Source organism: Chimaeribacter californicus, assembly GCF_002858675.1.
GTDB lineage: Bacteria > Pseudomonadota > Gammaproteobacteria > Enterobacterales > Enterobacteriaceae > Chimaeribacter > Chimaeribacter californicus.
The window spans coordinates 82818-100233 of sequence record NZ_PJZF01000017.1 but is presented as its reverse complement, the minus strand read 5'-3'; the positions used below and the strand labels follow the sequence as shown (position 1 = coordinate 100233).

The window sequence follows — 17416 nt, the reverse complement described above, 5'->3', positions numbered from 1 at the left end:
GGCGGGCCACAGCAATCTGCACGCTATTCGAGGTCATTATGAAAAACACATCACCCTGGCGCATGGGGTTTGATATCGGCGGTACCTTTACCGACCTGGTTTTGTTGAATGATGAAACAGGCGAAACCTTTCGCCATAAAACGCTGACGACGCCGGAAGACCCGTCAGAAGGTGCCTATACCGGCCTGACCCAACTGGTGGAGATGGCGGGGCTGGCACCCGGCGATATCCATACCCTCACCCACGGCACCACGCTGGCGATCAATGCCCTGCTGGAGCGCCGCGGGGCGAAGACGGCCCTGGTGGTGACGCGCGGCTTCCGTGACGTGCTGGTGCTGGGGCGCGAATACCGTTATGACATCTATGACCTGAACGGCGCGCCGGCGCAGCCGCTGCTGCCGCGCGCACAGGCCTATGAGATCAATGAGCGGGTAACGGCACGCGGGGAGGCCATCACGCCGCTGGATGAAGGCGAGGTCGTCCGGCTGGCTGCCACGCTGCGGCAAGCGGGCTATGAGTCTGTCGCTGTGCTCTGTATGCATGCTTACGCCTGGCCGGAAAACGAGATGCGTATTGAGGCTATTCTGGCGCGCGAGCTGCCGGGCGTGCCGGTTTCCTTGTCCCATAAGGTTTCGCGGGAGATGCGCGAATATGACCGTGGCGTGCTGACCGCCATGAACGCCTTCATCAAGCCCAAAGCCCGCCGTTACATGGCGCGGCTCGAGAGCAAGCTGCTCGAGGGGGGCTTTACCTGTGACTGGTTGGTGATGGGATCCAACGGTGGCCTGATGGCCCCGCAAGTCGCGGCTGACTACCCAACCCGCATTATTGAATCCGGCCCGGCCGGCGGCATTGTGGCCACGGCGGCCTTCGCGCGCCGTAACGCTCTCGCTCAGGTGCTGGCGTTTGATATGGGCGGAACGACGGCCAAAGCGTGCGTGGTGCGCAATGGGGAGCCGTCCATCACTACCGATTATGAAGTGGGCCGTGCCGATCGCCTGCTCAAAGGCAGCGGCCTGCCGGTGAAGCTGCCGGTGGTGGACATGATTGAGATCGGGGCGGGCGGTGGCAGCATTGCACGCGTGGACTCCCTCGGGCTGCTTGAAATCGGCCCGGAGAGCGCCAGCGCATGGCCGGGGCCGGCCTGCTACGGCCGTGGCGGCGAGCAGCCCACGGTCACGGATGCCAACCTGGTATTGGGCCTGCTGGACCCGGATGCCTTCCTCGGCGGCCGCATGGTGCTTGACAGGGAAGCCGCCCGGCATGCCATCCGCCGCGTGGCCGAGCCACTGGGGTTCTCTATTGAAGAGGCGGCCTGGGGGATCCATGAGGTGGCAAACAGCAAAATGTCAGAGGCGCTGCGTACCCATGCCGTCGAAAAAAACGTCAGCCCGTCACACATGACGATGCTGGCGTTCGGGGGCGCAGGGCCGAGCCATGCCTGGTCCCTGGCAAAGCAGCTGGAGGTGAAGCGCGTCTATTTCCCGAACGGTGCCGGTGTCTATTCCGCGTTCGGCCTGCTTACCGCGCCGCCGAGTGCTGATTTTGTCCGCAGCGACCGCTGCCCGCTCAGCCCGGGCCTGGATACCCGCCGCGTGGAGGCGGTATTTGCCGAAGGGTTTGATGAAGCCTTTACGACGCTGGCGGCCGCCAATGTCGATCCCGCCACCGCCACCCTGCAACGGCTGGCTGATGTGCGCTATGTCGGCCAGGGCGCCGGGCTTACCGTGGCCTTGCCGGAGGCTTTTTTTGAGCAAGGGGCGGTGGCATCACTGGTCGCGGCTTTTGAGGCCGCCCACCTGGCGCGCTTTGGGCGGACGCTGCCCGGGCAGCGTGTGGAGGTGGTGAACTGGCGCGGCCGCGTACACACCACGCCGCCAAAGCTGAATACCACCGATTACCCACAGGATCCGGAACCGCACGTTCAGGAGAAAACGCTCAAGGTCTATCTTGGCCGGGAGCAGGGCTTCAGCGACTGCCGGGTCGTTCCGCGCAGCCTGTTCACCACAGGCCGGCGCCTGCATGGCCCCGCCCTGTTACAAGAAAAAGAGTGTGCCATTTATATCGGCCCGGGCGCGTCTGCGGTACTGGATGAGCAAGGCAATATCCTGATGGAGCTGAACTGATGACATCTTCCACCCCTGAAAATCTGCGTTTTCTTGATGACCCTATCAGCCTGCGTATCACCTGGGACCGCCTGGTCAGTATCTCTGAAGAAGCGGCGGCAACCCTGGTCAACATGGCGTTCTCCAGCATCATCCGCGAGGTGGGTGACTACTCCTGCCTGCTGATGGATGCCGAGGGCAACTCACTGGCCCAGCCGAAAACCAGCGTGCCGGTGTTCATCGGCACCCTGCCGGCGACGGTGCGGCACCTGCTGGCGAAATTCCCCGCAGAGACGCTGAAGCCCGGCGACAGCCTCATAACCAATGACCCGTGGCTGGGCACCGGCCACCTCAATGACGTTACCGTGGTCACACCGGTATTCCGGCATGGCCGGCTGGTGGCCTTTACCGGCTCTGCCGCCCATATGTCTGATATTGGCGGCTCCCTGAATATGGGCTCCTCGCGTGACATGTTTGAGGAGGGGTTCCTGATCCCGCCCAGTAAGCTGGCGATGGGCGGCGAGCTGAACCAGCAGTTGCTGGATCTGTTCCTGGCCAATGTGCGCTCACCGGATCAGGTGGAGGGGGATCTGCACGCGATGCTGGCCGCCAACCAGATCGGCGCGCAGGGGCTGCTCGGCCTGATGGATGATCTGGGGCTGGTGTCCGTCACGCCGCTGGCGCAAAAAATTCATGCCCTGACGGAAAATGCCATGCGCAAGGCGATTGAGGCCGTTCCCGACGGCCGTTATGAGGCGGCTGTGAATATCGGCGACTATGAGGGGGAGATCCACCTGCAAGTGGCGGTGATTGTGAACGGCAGCGACATTGTCATTGACTACACCGGGTCGTCGGCAGAATCACTCTTTGGCAGCAACTGCCCGATGTCCTTTACCTATGCCTATAGCGTCTACCCGCTGAAGTGCCTGCTCGAGCCGCACCTGCCGAACAATGAAGGCTGTTTTAAGTCTATCACCGTCACCGCGCCGGAGGGCTCCATTGCCAATGCCCGCCCGCCCTGCGCGGTGGAAATGCGTAACCGGGTCGGCCATATGGCACACGCCGCCATCTTCAGCGCGCTTGCTGAGATTATGCCGGAGCGGGTGATGGGGCACTCCGGCAGCGCGCCCGTGACCTGTGATGTCTTTGCCGGGCAATTTGATGACGGCCGGCGGTTTGTGGAGAGCCTGTGCGTGAATGGCGGCACAGGCGCGCGCCCGGCAGCAGACGGCATCGTGACCGGCTTTCCCGGAAATATGTCCTCCACGCCGGTGGAGTTGATCGAAAGCGCCACGCCGCTGCTGTTCCTGGAAAAGGCCATTGTGCCTGACTCGGGGGGCGCCGGGCGCTACCGCGGCGGGGTGGCGCAACGCATGGTTATCCGCAATACCAGTCAATATCCGCTTTCCCACAGCATGTTCTACTCCCGCCAGAAACACCCGGCGGAAGGCGTACTGGGGGGCAAAGCCGGATCGCCCAACTATGTCGCCATCAACGGCCGGCCGCTGGCCAGGCCGGTTGGCCGCCATGATGTCCTGCCGGGTGATGAAGTCACCATCCAGATGCCGGGCGGCGGCGGCAAAATGCCCGCCGGTGAGCGTGATCCGCAGGCCATTCTGTTCGATTTGCAGGAAGGGTATATCACCCAGGAGGGCGCGCGTCGTGATTATGGCGCCGATATTAACGATCTGACAGGGAGCAAGGCATGAATACCTTACAAGATAAAATCGTGATTGTGACCGGCGCAGGCAGCGGCATCGGTAAGAGCGCCGCCCTGATGTTCGCGCAACGGGGCGCACGGGTGGTGCTGGTCGGGCGGCGCAAAGAGGCGCTCGAAGGCGTGGCGGAGGTGATTGAAAAACAGGGCGGGCGGGCCTGGGTGCATGCCGCGCACATTGAGAAAAAAACCGAGGTAGAGGCGCTGGTCAGCGGGGTGCGCCGGCAGCTCGGGCCGGTGGATATTCTGGTCAACAATGCCGGCAGCGCCAGTAAAACCCTCAACGTACGCTGGATTGAGGAAGCCGAGTGGGAGCAGGTTCAGGACGTGAACCTCAAGGCTGTTTTCCTGCTCAGTCAGGCCGTGCTGCCTGACATGCTGGCCCGCCGGGAGGGCACCATCATTACGGTCTCCTCGCTGGCTGCCCTGCGCCCGAACCTGCTGGGCGGTGCCGCGTATGGGGCCGCCAAGGCGGGCGTGCGGAACTTTATGGCTTATCTGCACAATACCTTCCGTAATAACGGTATCCGTGCCACCTGCATTCTGCCGGGTGAGGTCAATACCCCGATTATGGATAACCGGGCCAACCCGCCGGCACCCGCTGTGCGTGAACAGATGGTACAGCCGGACGATGTGGCAGAGGCCATTTTGCTTTGCGCCTCACTGCCTGCCCGGACTGTCATTGAGGAGCTGCGCGTCGCGCCGACGGCTCTGCGTGATATCTCCGGTGACCTGGAAGCCGGCCGGTGGAAAAATGCGCCGCCGGCGTGCCTTGCTGAACGCGATACCTTGCTTTAATTCCCGGATACTGAGGTTTCTATGCCACAACTGAATACCCCCTTTAATGCCTCCGACGCGGTGCTGCGCGTTGAGCGCACCTCCCTGCGCGTCCAGCAGCCTGCCTCCAGCCAGGACATGATCTCGCTGGCGATGGGTGAACCCGATTTCGATACACCGTCCCGTATTGTCAACGCCGCGGCTGAAGCGTTGCAGAACGGCTTTACCCACTACGCGCCGTTGCTGGGCGATAAGGCATTGTGCCGGGCACTGGCCGCGGACATCAGCCTCCAGAGCGGCAGCCCGGTGAAAGCTGGGGAAGTGCTGGTGACCCACGGCGGGACGGCGGGGCTGGCCGCGGCTATCCTGTCCATCGTCAACCCCGGCGACCGGGTGGTCATCCCTGATCCCACTTACTCCCTGTATGCCGATCTGGTCAATATGGCGGGGGGGATTTGCGTCCCGATGCCGTGTAAAACCGATCTGCATTGGGATCTGGCGCGCCTGGACAGCAGCCTGGAAGGCGCCAGACTCTTTGTGTTCTGCAACCCCGGCAACCCGACCGGCATTGTCCACAGCCGCGAAGAGATTGAAAGCCTGGGCAAACTGGCCGGCAAACATGATGTGCTGGTGATTGCGGACGAGGCGTACAGCGATCTGGTGTTTACGGACAAGCCCTTCACCTCCGTGTTGCACGTGCCCGCGTTTGCCGGGCGGACCCTCTACTGCCAGACTTTCTCCAAAAGCTATGCCATGACTGGCTGGCGCGTGGGGTACCTGGCCGGCCCGCCGGAGATGATCGCGGCGGCGGCACGGGTACATAATACGATGAATGGATCGGTCAACAGTGCGGTGCAGCGTGCGGCGCTGGTGGCGCTGACCGAATGCCGTGACGATGTGCGCCGCATGTATGGCGTCTATCGCGAACGGCGCACCCTGATGATGGAAGGGCTGGCGACTATTCCTGAACTGCGCCTGAATGCGCCGGAAGGGGCGTTTTATTGCTTCCCGGCGTATTCGCTGCCTGTTCCGGCTATTGATATAGTAGCGTTATTGCGTGAGCAGGGGATTGCCGTCAGGCCGGGCAGTGAATTCGGCGCAGCGGGGGAAGGGCATATCCGGCTCTCTTACGCAGCCGGCAAAGAGGCCATCAGTGAAGGGATCAAACGTCTCAGGCACGGGCTGGCCAGGCTCCGGTAAGCGGACAGAGCAGAAACAGGAATCGGCAAACCACAGGTAAAGATGATGCGCAGTGATACCGAAAGAAATCGCAGGAATTTGATCCAGGCAGCCGCCAGGTTGTTTGAGGTGTCTGAGACCCCCATCAGCATGACTGAGATTGCTGCTGAGGCTGGGGTTTCTGTGGCCACCGCTTACCGGCAGTTCAACTCGGTAGAAGAAGTATTAAATACTTATCGTCATGATGTTGGCCTGTTATTGCTTGAATATAGCCAGAAGCAAAAGGCGGGCGGCCTGCAGAACCTGGAGAATATCAGCCGTTACTGGATCCGGCTGGTACGCGAGCGCGGGGCGGCGATGGTACCGATGCGTAATCGCCGCGGTTACCTGGAGCGGTTATGGGAAGGCGCGGACTATTTGCTGGTACAGGCGAATGCCGTCCGGCCGGCGCTGCGTGAAGCCATGGCTGAGATGGATCTCCCTGATATTGGTGATAAGGCCGTGTTTCTCTGGAATATCCTGTTTGATCCCCGGGAAATATTTGATCTTCTGGATACGGTCGGCCTGACGGAGAAACAGGTTGGCACGCAGCTTATGTCCGTGCTGGTGGGCGGGCTGCGGGGGTTTGCCATGGCCAATACGTTTTCAGTGGAGGCCTGCCGGGCCAAATAGCGCCAGTGGGGAAAAGTGGCAGGCGGCGTGAGCTTCCTGCCCCTCTTTCCCTTGCCGGGAGGGCATCGGCAGGGTGGCATCCGATAATAAAATACCGGTTGTTATCGCGGCAAAAACCTTAAAACTCGCGCTTTACGATAATATAGCCGTTAAACCTTACCGAGCACTCATTGTCATTAACCAGTGCCGAGGTCAGGAAAACATTGTGCTTCCCCATGTTATTCTCATAGGTATATTTAACAATAAGGTTTCTGGTGTTGTCGTTATAATATATCTGTTTACATTCATCGACTGATAACCAACTTCCACGCTCTTGCTTTGCTTCATTAACAGCAAACTGCTCAGCCAATATTTCAGTCATTTTGGTGTTTTCGATTAATTCTGCTCTGGTTTTATCTTCCTGAAGTATCCGGGCATCTATCCCCATATCCTGTTCCATTGCATTGACCATGCTGATGCCAATTGACGCGTGCGGCACGATGCAAGGATTTTTTTCAACAGCGCCCAGGCCGAAAGATGTCAGGGTTAACGCAATAATCAGTACGCGATTTATCATATAACGACGACCTCTTTATCATTGCTTTCCCAGATTGCTTTCCTGTGTTTAGGGCCGACAATAATACATCCATTAGAGGCTTCTCCAGGATGTTGAGTGCTGTCACCATGAATAAGGAATCCGGAACGGCCACACATAGCGTTACTCTTGTAAGGCTCAAGCCTGAGGGTGAATTTACCTGCATGATGGTGGGTAAAGGGTATGCCGGTTATTCTGTATTTTCCCCGTGGAAGAGGGCCTTTATTGATCACACACTCAAATTTAGGATCATTTTTATATCCGGATGCACCCGCATACAAAGCGCTGAACTGATATTTTCCATTCAATTCAAAAGTCAACTTCTTCACATCATAAACCCATGTCATGTGTTCCTCCTTACATGGCGCCTTTCAGCGCCATGGGAATAGGTTAAACGTTACCGGTTTTTCCAGGAATCAGAGTGTGACAGGTTGCCGTCACAATATTTCCAGGTGATTTTTTCATAATGAAGGGTGACGGCTTCAAGGTGATTGGTGTTTTCAGCGCTTTTAATGTTGTGCATAATGGTATTTACCGAGACCACTCTTACCCCTTCAAGCAATATGTTGTAATACTCCTCCTCCTGTCCGGCGTAATTAATACGGTACCATTTAATTTCAACACTCCGTAGCCTCTGGCCGGTTGTTGATGCCTTAAGCAGAAAGGGGCTGGAGCAGTCGATCTCTTTTTCAAATTCCAGCGGGCTGTGAACCCGCACCCCCGTCAATTGCCCGCTATGGTTGTCGGTGGGAATATCCACACCATGTATAAAACTTAAGACTTCAATACTGCCTTCCCGGCCGTTTACATCCACCGAACCTTTAATCGGCATACCGGCATCATCTTTTATCCATAAGTAGGGAGGAATTGCCATGGTCACGCTCCTGAATGATTAAAAACCACTCACAGTGTGCGCCTATTATTTGAGCGCGACAAATATTGAAAATCAATGATTTATCATTAATTTATAATCCTGAATGATCAGTGAAACCCTTCCATACTATGAATTTATCCCCCGTGAACTTTCCCGCATTTCTGCCTCTTGCACCTTTTTAAGGTCATCCACCCCAGTCCCCCCGCACATTTATCCGGCGCGTAATCACACTTTCCTGATAAGGGTATTGCCCGGCCATTTTTCTGCTGTAGATTGCTAACTCGAGTTAGCTTGGCGGAAGAGCGTGATGGATGTGACGCGCAGGGCGCGGGCAATGGGGGTCTCCTCTTCGCAGTGGCCGGGCAGAAACGGCACGATGTGCGCCATGCCCGGTGCGGGCGAGGGCCGCATGTTCAGCCTGACACCATCAGGCGTTGCGTTGAGGAGCGACACGATGAATCACATAACTACAGGGTTACTGGGGCATCTGACCCAGATCAGGCAGGCCAAAAGCGGGCGCTTTTCCAGCCACGACACCAGCGGGAAAAATCAGGATTACTGGATGATTGGCGCAGGCGAAAGCGTGCGGCTGGCGGACATCCAGGGGCCGGGCTGCATTACCCACCTGTGGATGACGCAGTTCTGCCGCCGCGTGCTCGGGCCGGGGCTGATTGACCCGACAGCCGGGCAATATGTCGCGCCGATCAATGAGATCAATAACGCGCTTGGCGTCAGCTGGGAAATCCACGACCCGGACTATTACCGCAAGGTGCTGCTGAAAATCTACTGGGATGACCAGACCACGCCGTCGGTGCTGGTGCCGCTGGGGGACTTCTTCTGCGTCGGCCACGGCATGCCCGCCACCTTCAGCAGCCTGCCGTTTACCGTGTCGGTGCGCCCGGAAGAGCAGTTCCGCCCGGGCGGCACGGCGGCGCTTAACTGCTACCTGCCGATGCCGTTTAACCGCCGGGCGATCATCGAGGTCGAAAACCAGAACGATGTGCCCTATGGGCAGTATTTCCACATCGATTATGAGCGGTATCCGCAGGCACTGGGCGCGGATACCGCCTATTTCCACGCCAGCTGGCGGCGCGAAGCGCCCTGTGCCGGTTGGGCGCCGGAGTTGCAGGTCAACAGCCCGGAGGTGAATATCCCGAACCTGGACGGCGCAAACAACTATGTGATTCTGGACATCGAAGGGGAGGGGCATTACATCGGCTGCAACCTGTCGGTGGCTCATGCGCAGGGCACCTGGTGGGGCGAAGGGGACGACATGATCTTTGTGGACGATGACACCTGGCCGCCGACGCTGGTGGGCACCGGCAGCGAAGACTATTTCAACCATGCCTGGGGGATGCAGGAGAACGCCTCGCTGATGAACGGCTGCTCGCTGCACGACTCGCATGTGCCGGGGCACCAGACCTGCTACCGCTTCCACCTCACCGATCCGGTGCATTTTAAAAAGTGCATCCGCGTCACCATGGAACACGGCCACGCCAACCACCTGGCGGATGACTGGGCCACCACCGCCTACTGGTACCAAACCTTGCCCTCCCGACCGCTCACCATCCAGCCGGTAGACGAACGCCTGCTGGGGCGGCGCACGGCGGCGGCACCGCAGGTCACGTTAACGGAAGAGATGCAGCAGCAGAAAGCGCAGGCTCAACAGCGGTTCGACGCGATGCTGCGGCTGCGCCAGGGGGAAATAGAGAAAAAACTGGCGGCGACCCGGCAGAAATCCGCGCTGCACCGGACGAAATAACCCTTCTGCTCTGCTGTCAGGGCAGGCCCGGCCTGCCTTGATCCCGATGACGTCAACTGAGGTACAGTGATGGATAACCGATTATCTGTGCTGGAAAAAAGTGCCTATGGCGCGGGCGACATGGCGCTCACCATCTCCATAATTTCCGCATCAATTTTGATTTACGCTTTCCTGATCCAGGTGGTGGGGTTAACGCCGGTGGATGCCGGCTGGATCCTGATGGCGGTACGCACCATTGATGCGATCTCCGACCCGATGATGGGCTGGCTGACCGGCAACGTGCGCACCCGCCTCGGCCGTTACCGCCACTGGCTTCTGATTGGCGCGCTGCCGTTCGGCATCTCCCTCTACCTGCTGTTTACCACCTTCGGCCAGAGCTACGGCGAGAAAATGGCCTGGTCAACCGGGGTTTATATCTTTAACAGCCTGGCGTTTACCGTGCTGGCCATTCCCTATATCTCGCTGATTGGGGTGATGACGCGCGACCCGCAGGAGCGGCTGCTGGCGAATGCTTACCGGTTCCCGATGGCGAAAGTCGCCACGCTGATTGTCTCGACGTTTGTGCCGTACTGGGTCACCAGCGGCAGTGATGCCCGCAGCAGCTACGCCAACGCTTTTCTGGTAATTGGGCTGGTCAGCGTGCTGCTGGTGATGTTCTGCGCGTTTAACGTCAAAGAGCGTATCAAACCGGAGACGCCGCCGGAACCGCTGGCGCGGCAGGTTACCGGGCTGGTGAAGAACGATCAGTGGCTGGCGCTGAGCCTGGCGATGGTGCTGCTGTTTATTGGGTTGCTGGTGAACGGCAGTATCGCGATCATTTACGGCAAAGAGTTCGCCGGGGCCACCGATGGCTGGGGCATCGCGTTTTTCATGGGCATGGGGTCGGTGGGCGGCATCGTCGGCCCGTTCGTCTCGCTCTGGCTCACGAAACGCTACTGCAAAGTCGCGGTGTTCCGCTGGTCAATGTATGGCTCGGCGCTGGTGTCGGCGCTGGCCTGGCTGCTGGTCGGCCAGAACGATTTCTACCTGGCGACCGCGTTTTACCTGCTCTGCTCGGTGGTGTCGCAGATCAACACCCCGATCCTCTGGTCATCAATTACCGAAGCCTCGGACTACGGCCGGATTAAAACCGGCATCGATGCGGGCGGGCTGTCGATCGGCATGATTTCGTTCTGCCAGAAATTCGGGATGGGATTATCCGGCCCGATCACCGGCTACCTGATGACCTGGGTGGGCTACCGCGCCGGCACCGCGTTGCAGCCGGAGGCCATCAGCGGGATTGAAGGGATCATGACGCTGGTGCCCGCCTTTTTCTATATTGTGGTCGGGCTGGTGATGCGCAAATACATCATCAATAACCGCTACTACAACGCCATGATGGCGGAAAACAGCCTGCCCGCCGCAGCAATAAAGGCGCGCCAATGGGCGGGCTGAGGAGGCACCGGTCAGCGGTGCCGGGTGATTAACGTCATATCTACATTGCGCGCGCCCTGTAGCGGCGCGCCGTCCATCCGCTGTTGCATCATCTCAAACGCCTGCTGCGCCCACGCATCCTCGTTCTGCTGCATCGACCAGACATTATTCGCCAGGAAGCCCAGCATCGGGTGCTCGTCAAAGGTGCCGAGGCTGATCGCCGCCGGCAACGCCCCGGCGTGGGCGCGCACCGCCTCAATCGCCCCTTCCAGCACCGGCAGGGACGAGGCGATAAACGCCGCAGGCAGCCCGTGCGTGTTGATTACCTGCGCCATCATCGCGCTGCCGCTTCCGGCACTGTTTCCCCGGCCGGTCGCCACCCAGGCTGCCGGGTCGAGGCCCTGCGCCGCCAGTGCGCGCCGGTAGCCCGCCAGCCGCTGGTGGATCGAGGGCAGCTCCGGGTCACCGGCCAGAAACCATAACGGCGCTGCGCCCGCCTGCAACATCGCCTGCGCCAGCGTGTCGCCGCCGTCGATATTGTTGCTCTCGATCAGCGAATGGTTCAGCCCGAGGAAATCCCTGTCCAGAAACACCAGCGGCTTTTTCACCCGCTTCAGGTGGTGCTGCTGGTTCTCACGGCTGGACGGCACAATAAACAGCCCGTCGGTGTTGCGCGCAATCAGCGCCTCCACCAGCTTATTCTCATACTCCGGGTCGTCGTAGGTGCAGCTGATCATCAGCTGATAGCCGAATTTACGGCAGTACAGCTCCAGTTTTTCGGCCAGCGTGGCAAAAAAGACGTTGGAGAGGCAGGGCAGGATCAGCCCGAGGGTGTAGGTTTTATTGAGTTTCAGGCTGCGGGCGGAGTGGTTGAGGGTGTAACCATGGTGGCCGACATACTCCATGACCCGCGTCTGGGTTTTCGCGCTGATGCGGTACTGCGCCGCCTTGTTCCCCAACACCAGCCGGACGGTGGTCACCGACAGGTTCAGGTCATTCGCTATCTGTTCTACCGTTTTTGCCATGCCATACCGCTCCCTTCAACGCCGTGACTGGCCGGTAGTATAAAGGCAAAGCGCAGGCCGCGCGCGCCCTAAACAGGAGGGGCGCGGCGGTAACCTGCGCAGGAACAGCGGGATAGCATCAGCGCATCAGCGCCTTGAGCGCCTGTTGCTGGTCATACATCGCCAGATAGGCGCGGTACTTCTGGTCGTGGAACGCTTTTTTCGTCGCATCCGCGGCGATCGTCCGGTCAGGGCGCACCATCGCCGCACAGGCGGCGGCGATGTCCGGCCAGACACCGACCGCTGCCGCGCCGGTAATGGCCGCGCCGAGCGTCACCGGATCGTCGTCACTCACCAGATGGATATCGCACCCGGTGATGTCAGCATACTCGCGCAGCCACAGCGGGTTGCGTGTCGCGCCGCCGCACATCACCAGCCGCCTCACCCGGTGGCCGGAGGCTTCCATCACCTCCATGATGTGCCGGGTACCGTAGGCGATTGCCTGTAAGGTGGCGAGATAGAGGCGCGCCAACGCCGGTTCGCCGCGTTCCAGCGTCAGGCCGCTGACGCTGCCGCGCGCGTCCGGTTGCGCGCGGGGCGAGCGGTTGCCGTGGTGATCGGCCAGCACATGCAGGTGGCGGGTGGGGAACGGCTCCTGCTGCTCCAGTTGCGCCACCCAGCGGTTCACCAGCTCAACCGGGTGGCACTGCTGCGCGGCGGCCTGTTCTGAGAGGCGCACGCTGCCGCCCTGCTGGTGCAGCGTCCAGTCAACCAGCGCACCCGCCGCGCTCTGCCCGCCCTCCGTCAGCCAGTAACCCGGCAGCATCGCTGACCAGTATGGCCCCCAGACCCCGGGCGTCATCACCTTTTCGCGGTTTGCCAGCATGTGGCAGTTGGAGGTGCCGCTGATCAGCGCCAGCGTGGCATCCGGTTGCGCGCCCAGCAGCGCCAGCCCGCCCGCGTGGGCATCGATCATCCCGGCGGCCACCACCACCTGCGGCGACAGCCCGAGTGCGTCCGCCGCCTGCGGGGTTAACGTCCCGGCGCGCGCGCCGACGCCCAGCACCGTCCCCGGGAGTTTCTCCGGCAGATCGCCGAGGCCCACCGCTGCCAGCAGGCTTGCGCTGAAGCGCTGCTCATGCGCCAGATAGTTCCACTTGCAGGTCAGGGTGCAGAGGCTGGCCGCGTCCTGGCCGGTGGCTTTCCATACCAGAAAATCGGCCAGGTCGAAGAAGCGGTGCACCTGCCGGTAGCGTTCCGGCAGGTGGGTTTTCAGCCACAGCACTTTGGGCAGTTGCATCTCAATGCTGACTTCGCCGCCGACATACGCCAGCGCCTCATCGCCGGTCTGGTTGATGCGGGCGGCTTCCGCCCCGGCGCGGTGGTCCATCCACATCATGGTGTCGTGCGCCGCATTGCCCTCCGGGGAGACGGTCACGCCGTTGCCCGCCGCATCTACCGCCACCAGCGAACAGGTGGCGTCAAACCCCAGCGAGCGCACGGCCCGGCGGTCAATGGCTGCCTTGTCCAGCGCGGTATGCACTGCCGCGCAGACCTGCTGCCAGATCTCCGACGAGGCGTGCTCGACCCGTTCGCCGCCGGGGCGGAACTGGGAAATTGGCGCGACCGCAAAGGCCAGCCGCGTACCCTGCGCGTCATACACACCGGCGCGTACGCTGGCTGACCCGACGTCTACCCCTAAAAAATAATCCTGTGCCATGTCCCCTCCTGCGGTTGATTTTCTCTGGCTGATTCGACGCAGCGTCGGGCAGACCATAATTCACCCGGCGTTTTCCCTCAAACAGTTTGGCAGAAGTTTGTGAGCGGGCGCAGGTCAGCCACGCTTTTCCCGGCAGGCGTGAAAACCCTCACAGAACCACGCAAAACAGGTTGCCGCGTTTTTGCTGCTGGCCCTAAGCTAAGTCGAGTTAGCAAAAAGGCTGCGCCGGAAGCGTCGCGCACCGCGTTAATCTTTTTTACAGGGGAACGTTATGAACCACAGAAACCCATTACCTTGTATCGGCATCCGCCCGGTGATTGACGGGCGGCGCATGGGCATCCGTGAATCGTTAGAGGCGCAGACGATGGCGATGGCCCACGCCACCGCGCGCCTGCTCAGCAGCACCTTGCGCCATGCGAGCGGCGAGCGCGTAGAGTGCGTGATTGCAGAACAGTGCATCGCCGGGCGGGCGGAGGCCGCCGCCTGTGAGGCCGACTTCAGCGCCCGGCATGTCGGCCTGACCATCACCGTGACGCCCTGCTGGTGCTACGGCAGTGAAACCATCGACATGGATCCGCAGCGGCCGAAAGCGATCTGGGGCTTCAACGGCACCGAGCGGCCGGGCGCGGTCTATCTGGCAGCGGCGCTGGCGGCGCATAACCAGAAGGGGCTGCCGGCGTTCGCCATTTACAGCCACGAGGTGCAGGACGCCGGGGACGAAACCCTTCCGGCGGACGTGCAGGAGAAGCTGCTGCGTTTCGCCCGCGCCGGGCTGGTAGTGGCGACACTGCGCGGCGAAAGTTACCTCTCGCTGGGCGGGGTATCGATGGGGATCGCCGGGTCGATTGTCGATCATGACTTTTTCGAGTCCTGGCTCGGCATGACGGTGCAGTGTGTGGACATGACCGAGCTGCGCCGCCGCATGGATCACGCCATTTTTGATGAACAGGAACTCAGCCTCGCGCTGGCGTGGGCGGAGCAGCATTTCCGGTTCGGGGAAGACCGCAACGCCGCGCACCTTCAGCGCACCGCGCCCCAGAAACAGGCGATGCTGCGTGAGTGCTTGCTGATGGCGATCTGCATCCGTGACATGATGCAGGGCAACCCGGCGCTGGCGGAGAAAGGCTGGGGCGAGGAGGCGCTGGGGTACAACGCCATCGCCGCCGGTTTTCAGGGGCAGCGCCACTGGACCGATCACTACCCGAACGGCGACACCGCTGAAGCGCTGCTCAACAGCACCTTTGACTGGAACGGCGTGGGCGAACCCGGCGTACTGGCGACGGAAAACGACAGCCTGAATGCGGTGGCGATGCTGTTCGGCAAGCTACTCACCGGCACCGCGCAGATTTTTGCGGATGTGCGTACCTACTGGTCACCGGCGTCGGTGCAGCGGGTCACCGGACACCGGCTTACCGGCCGCGCCGCGCAGGGCGTGATCCACCTGATTAACTCCGGCTCTGCGGCGCTGGACGGCAGCGGCTGCCAGCAGGACAGCGACAACCGGCCGACGATCAAACCGCACTGGGCCATCACGCCGCAGGAGGCGGAAGCCTGCCTGGCGGCTACCACCTGGTACCCGGCGCTGCATGACTATTTTCGCGGCGGCGGTTTCTCCTCCTGCTTCCTGACCCGCGGCGGCATCCCTTTTACCATGACGCGCATTAACCTGATCAAAGGACGCGGGCCGGTGCTGCAAATCGCCGAAGGCTGGAGTGTGGATCTGCCGCCGGAGGTGCATGACACCCTGAACCAACGCACCGACCCGACCTGGCCGACCACCTGGTTTGTGCCGCGCCTCACCGGTCGCGGCCCGTTCTCTGATGTGTATAGCGTGATGGCGAACTGGGGTGCCAACCACGCGGTGCTCACCGCCGGGCACGTCGGCGCGGATTTCCTCACCCTGGCCGCCATGCTGCGCATCCCGGTCTGTATGCATAACCTGCCCGACGCGCAGATCTACCGCCCCAGCGCCTGGGCCGCCTTCGGCATGGAACCTGACGCACAGGACTTCCGCGCCTGTCAGCACTACGGCCCGGTATATAAACGCTGAAAGGGGAGGCGGGAGAGGCGGGGGCCTCTCTCGTTTTGGCAATCAATTAAGGCGGCTAAGGCGTGATTGGCTATATCAGGCTGGTCTAAGCTGGTTTGCTCAGTAGCGGGCGAATTCATTCCACTGGTCTGTGTGTATGATGTTACCGTCGCAATACTTCCAGGTTATTTTCTCATAACGGAGAAGAACCGTTTCAAGATGCGTTTTCGTTGACGCTTCGGGATATAAGTCTGGGGTGATGGAAATAATCTTAACATTTTCCAGGAAGGTATTAAAATACTCGATTTCCCTGCCGGCCTCACTTATAGAGTATTTTTTTATGACCGCGGATTTAAGCGTAGCGTTATTGGTTAATGCTTTGTATAGGAAAGGTGTCGTTCTGTCCGCTTCTTTTTGAATCATAATAGGTGAGTGGATCCTTGTCCCTGTCAGGCGGCCGGTGTTCCCATCGGTAGGAATAGTAAGGTTGTGCGTAAAAAACTTCAGTTCAATAGCGCCTTCCCTTCCAATAACCTGGGATGCCCCCACAATCGGGGAGCCGTTTTCATCCGTTAACCATAAATAAGCGGGGTTTGACATTTTTTATCCTTTTCGTTTAGTGGGGGTTCTAGAATTTTTCGAACTTCACAATGATTTTACAATATAGCCAAAGTACAAAGAAAACAGAGGCGAGCATTAACCGCCCCCAGTATTCAGGGAAAGTATGTAGCCACAGCAGTCCGAAAGAAATGATTAAAACTGGCATGAGTAAGAATTCGATGGCCAGCGATATCAGGATTTTAAACATCGTATTTTCCCCTGATGAAGGAAGTTAACTCATCCAGGTTATTAAAAGTCCCTTGTTTTACTTTATTCATTATTTCAGCAAGAGCGGGTTCAATAAAATAATAGAGCATTTCCATGTTTGCCTGATAAAGTATCCAATAATAGTCTGGGTCTGCCGCTTTCAACTTTCTGGCGGATAATACAGCTTTTTGCTGAAAGCCATAGAGATGTAACGCCTGAACCGCTATATGCGTTTTAGCTGCCAGTCTCTGGACTACCGTTTTTTGTATTATCTCTGATTGCGCCAGCGCAGCAGAAAGTGAATAAGCAAAAGCATGACGTGTCATCTTTGCGGTGTATGTGCTGCCGGCAAGGTAAGTGCTGTTAGAAAGTAATTTACGGGCAGCGCCGCCTGGGTTCCCTTCTTTTATATCTTCACATACTGACTGAAAGTATAAAAAAAGCATATGCCTGATGATATCGTGGTGTTTAAAAAGAGAGTTAATTGAATAGAATGTCCTTAACTCTTCAGAGAGCAATTCTTTACACACATTATCGTAACCCGGGATAAAGCAGGAGGAGTACCAACTTAAGCGTTCTACACCAGAGTATATGGTAGAAGAAACCTCTTCAGCGGATTGCATTACGCTGTTAAATCCATTTTGTAAACTCAGGGCTAAATGCCTCTCGCGTTGAAATTTTGCCCTCAGGTAATCAGATGCTCCCATTTTTATCTCCATATAATAGGGAATTTGCATAATCCTGTGCATTGTAAATTCAGCAAGTAAAATAGGCCGCTAATAA

15 protein-coding genes are annotated in these 17416 nt (G+C 59.2%); 8 read left to right on the top strand and 7 right to left on the bottom strand.

Annotated features, from left to right (window positions below; all coding sequences use genetic code 11):
- Window positions 1–38 precede the first annotated feature (38 nt).
- Genes CYR55_RS17390 through CYR55_RS17370 form a run of 5 tightly spaced genes read left to right on the top strand, consistent with a single transcriptional unit; the run spans window position 39 to window position 6450 of the window.
- Complete coding sequence (locus CYR55_RS17390; protein ID WP_101817622.1) at window positions 39–2126, top strand: hydantoinase/oxoprolinase family protein; 2088 nt, start codon at window positions 39–41, stop codon at window positions 2124–2126.
- On the top strand, window positions 2126–3814 hold the full coding sequence (locus CYR55_RS17385) for a hydantoinase B/oxoprolinase family protein (protein WP_101817621.1): 1689 nt from the start codon (window positions 2126–2128) through the stop codon (window positions 3812–3814). Before CYR55_RS17390 ends, CYR55_RS17385 begins: the two co-directional genes overlap by 1 nt.
- Window positions 3811–4620: an SDR family oxidoreductase gene (locus CYR55_RS17380; protein WP_101817620.1), complete on the top strand. Its 810-nt coding sequence runs from the start codon at window positions 3811–3813 to the stop codon at window positions 4618–4620. The genes CYR55_RS17385 and CYR55_RS17380 overlap by 4 nt, the downstream gene beginning before the upstream one ends.
- A gap of 21 nt (window positions 4621–4641) precedes the next feature.
- Window positions 4642–5799: a pyridoxal phosphate-dependent aminotransferase gene (locus CYR55_RS17375; protein ID WP_101817619.1), complete on the top strand. Its 1158-nt coding sequence runs from the start codon at window positions 4642–4644 to the stop codon at window positions 5797–5799.
- Window positions 5800–5841: 42 nt separating this feature from the next.
- Window positions 5842–6450, top strand: coding sequence for a TetR family transcriptional regulator (locus tag CYR55_RS17370; RefSeq protein WP_206604045.1), 609 nt, complete (start codon window positions 5842–5844; stop codon window positions 6448–6450).
- Between the two features lie 118 nt (window positions 6451–6568).
- Here the strand turns inward: CYR55_RS17370 and CYR55_RS17365 are convergent, their stop codons facing one another.
- From CYR55_RS17365 to CYR55_RS17355, 3 genes are read right to left on the bottom strand one after another with little or no spacing between them, the layout of a single operon-like run.
- A complete protein-coding gene (locus tag CYR55_RS17365; protein WP_101817618.1) occupies window positions 6569–7006 on the bottom strand; it encodes a hypothetical protein in 438 nt (145 codons plus the stop codon).
- Window positions 7003–7371, bottom strand: a complete 369-nt coding sequence (locus tag CYR55_RS17360) for a tlde1 domain-containing protein (RefSeq protein ID WP_101817617.1) — start codon at window positions 7369–7371, stop codon at window positions 7003–7005. Before CYR55_RS17360 ends, CYR55_RS17365 begins: the two co-directional genes overlap by 4 nt.
- A 50-nt stretch (window positions 7372–7421) precedes the next feature.
- Window positions 7422–7898, bottom strand: a complete 477-nt coding sequence (locus tag CYR55_RS17355) for an Hcp family type VI secretion system effector (protein WP_101817616.1) — start codon at window positions 7896–7898, stop codon at window positions 7422–7424.
- Between the two features lie 454 nt (window positions 7899–8352).
- Here CYR55_RS17355 and CYR55_RS17350 point away from each other — a divergent pair, with 454 nt between their 5' ends.
- Both CYR55_RS17350 and CYR55_RS17345 read left to right on the top strand, forming a co-directional pair.
- Window positions 8353–9660, top strand: a complete 1308-nt coding sequence (locus tag CYR55_RS17350) for a glycoside hydrolase family 172 protein (RefSeq protein WP_101817615.1) — start codon at window positions 8353–8355, stop codon at window positions 9658–9660.
- 69 nt (window positions 9661–9729) lie between these two features.
- Window positions 9730–11094 (top strand): MFS transporter, encoded by a 1365-nt coding sequence (locus CYR55_RS17345; protein WP_101817614.1) that lies wholly within the window; start codon window positions 9730–9732, stop codon window positions 11092–11094.
- A gap of 11 nt (window positions 11095–11105) precedes the next feature.
- Here CYR55_RS17345 and CYR55_RS17340 read toward each other — a convergent pair whose 3' ends face one another.
- Both CYR55_RS17340 and CYR55_RS17335 read right to left on the bottom strand, forming a co-directional pair.
- A complete protein-coding gene (locus CYR55_RS17340) occupies window positions 11106–12098 on the bottom strand; it encodes a LacI family DNA-binding transcriptional regulator (protein WP_101817613.1) in 993 nt (330 codons plus the stop codon).
- Between the two features lie 118 nt (window positions 12099–12216).
- Entirely contained in the window at window positions 12217–13797 is a 1581-nt protein-coding gene (locus tag CYR55_RS17335) for an FGGY-family carbohydrate kinase (RefSeq protein WP_101817612.1), read from the bottom strand.
- Between the two features lie 271 nt (window positions 13798–14068).
- On the opposite strand from CYR55_RS17335, the gene CYR55_RS17330 reads away from it, so the two are divergent.
- Window positions 14069–15847: an L-fucose isomerase gene (locus tag CYR55_RS17330; protein ID WP_101817611.1), complete on the top strand. Its 1779-nt coding sequence runs from the start codon at window positions 14069–14071 to the stop codon at window positions 15845–15847.
- Between the two features lie 99 nt (window positions 15848–15946).
- Here CYR55_RS17330 and CYR55_RS17325 read toward each other — a convergent pair whose 3' ends face one another.
- Complete coding sequence (locus CYR55_RS17325) at window positions 15947–16426, bottom strand: Hcp family type VI secretion system effector (RefSeq protein ID WP_101817610.1); 480 nt, start codon at window positions 16424–16426, stop codon at window positions 15947–15949.
- 200 nt (window positions 16427–16626) lie between these two features.
- Complete coding sequence (locus CYR55_RS17315; RefSeq protein ID WP_241522175.1) at window positions 16627–17370, bottom strand: hypothetical protein; 744 nt, start codon at window positions 17368–17370, stop codon at window positions 16627–16629.
- Window positions 17371–17416 lie beyond the last annotated feature (46 nt).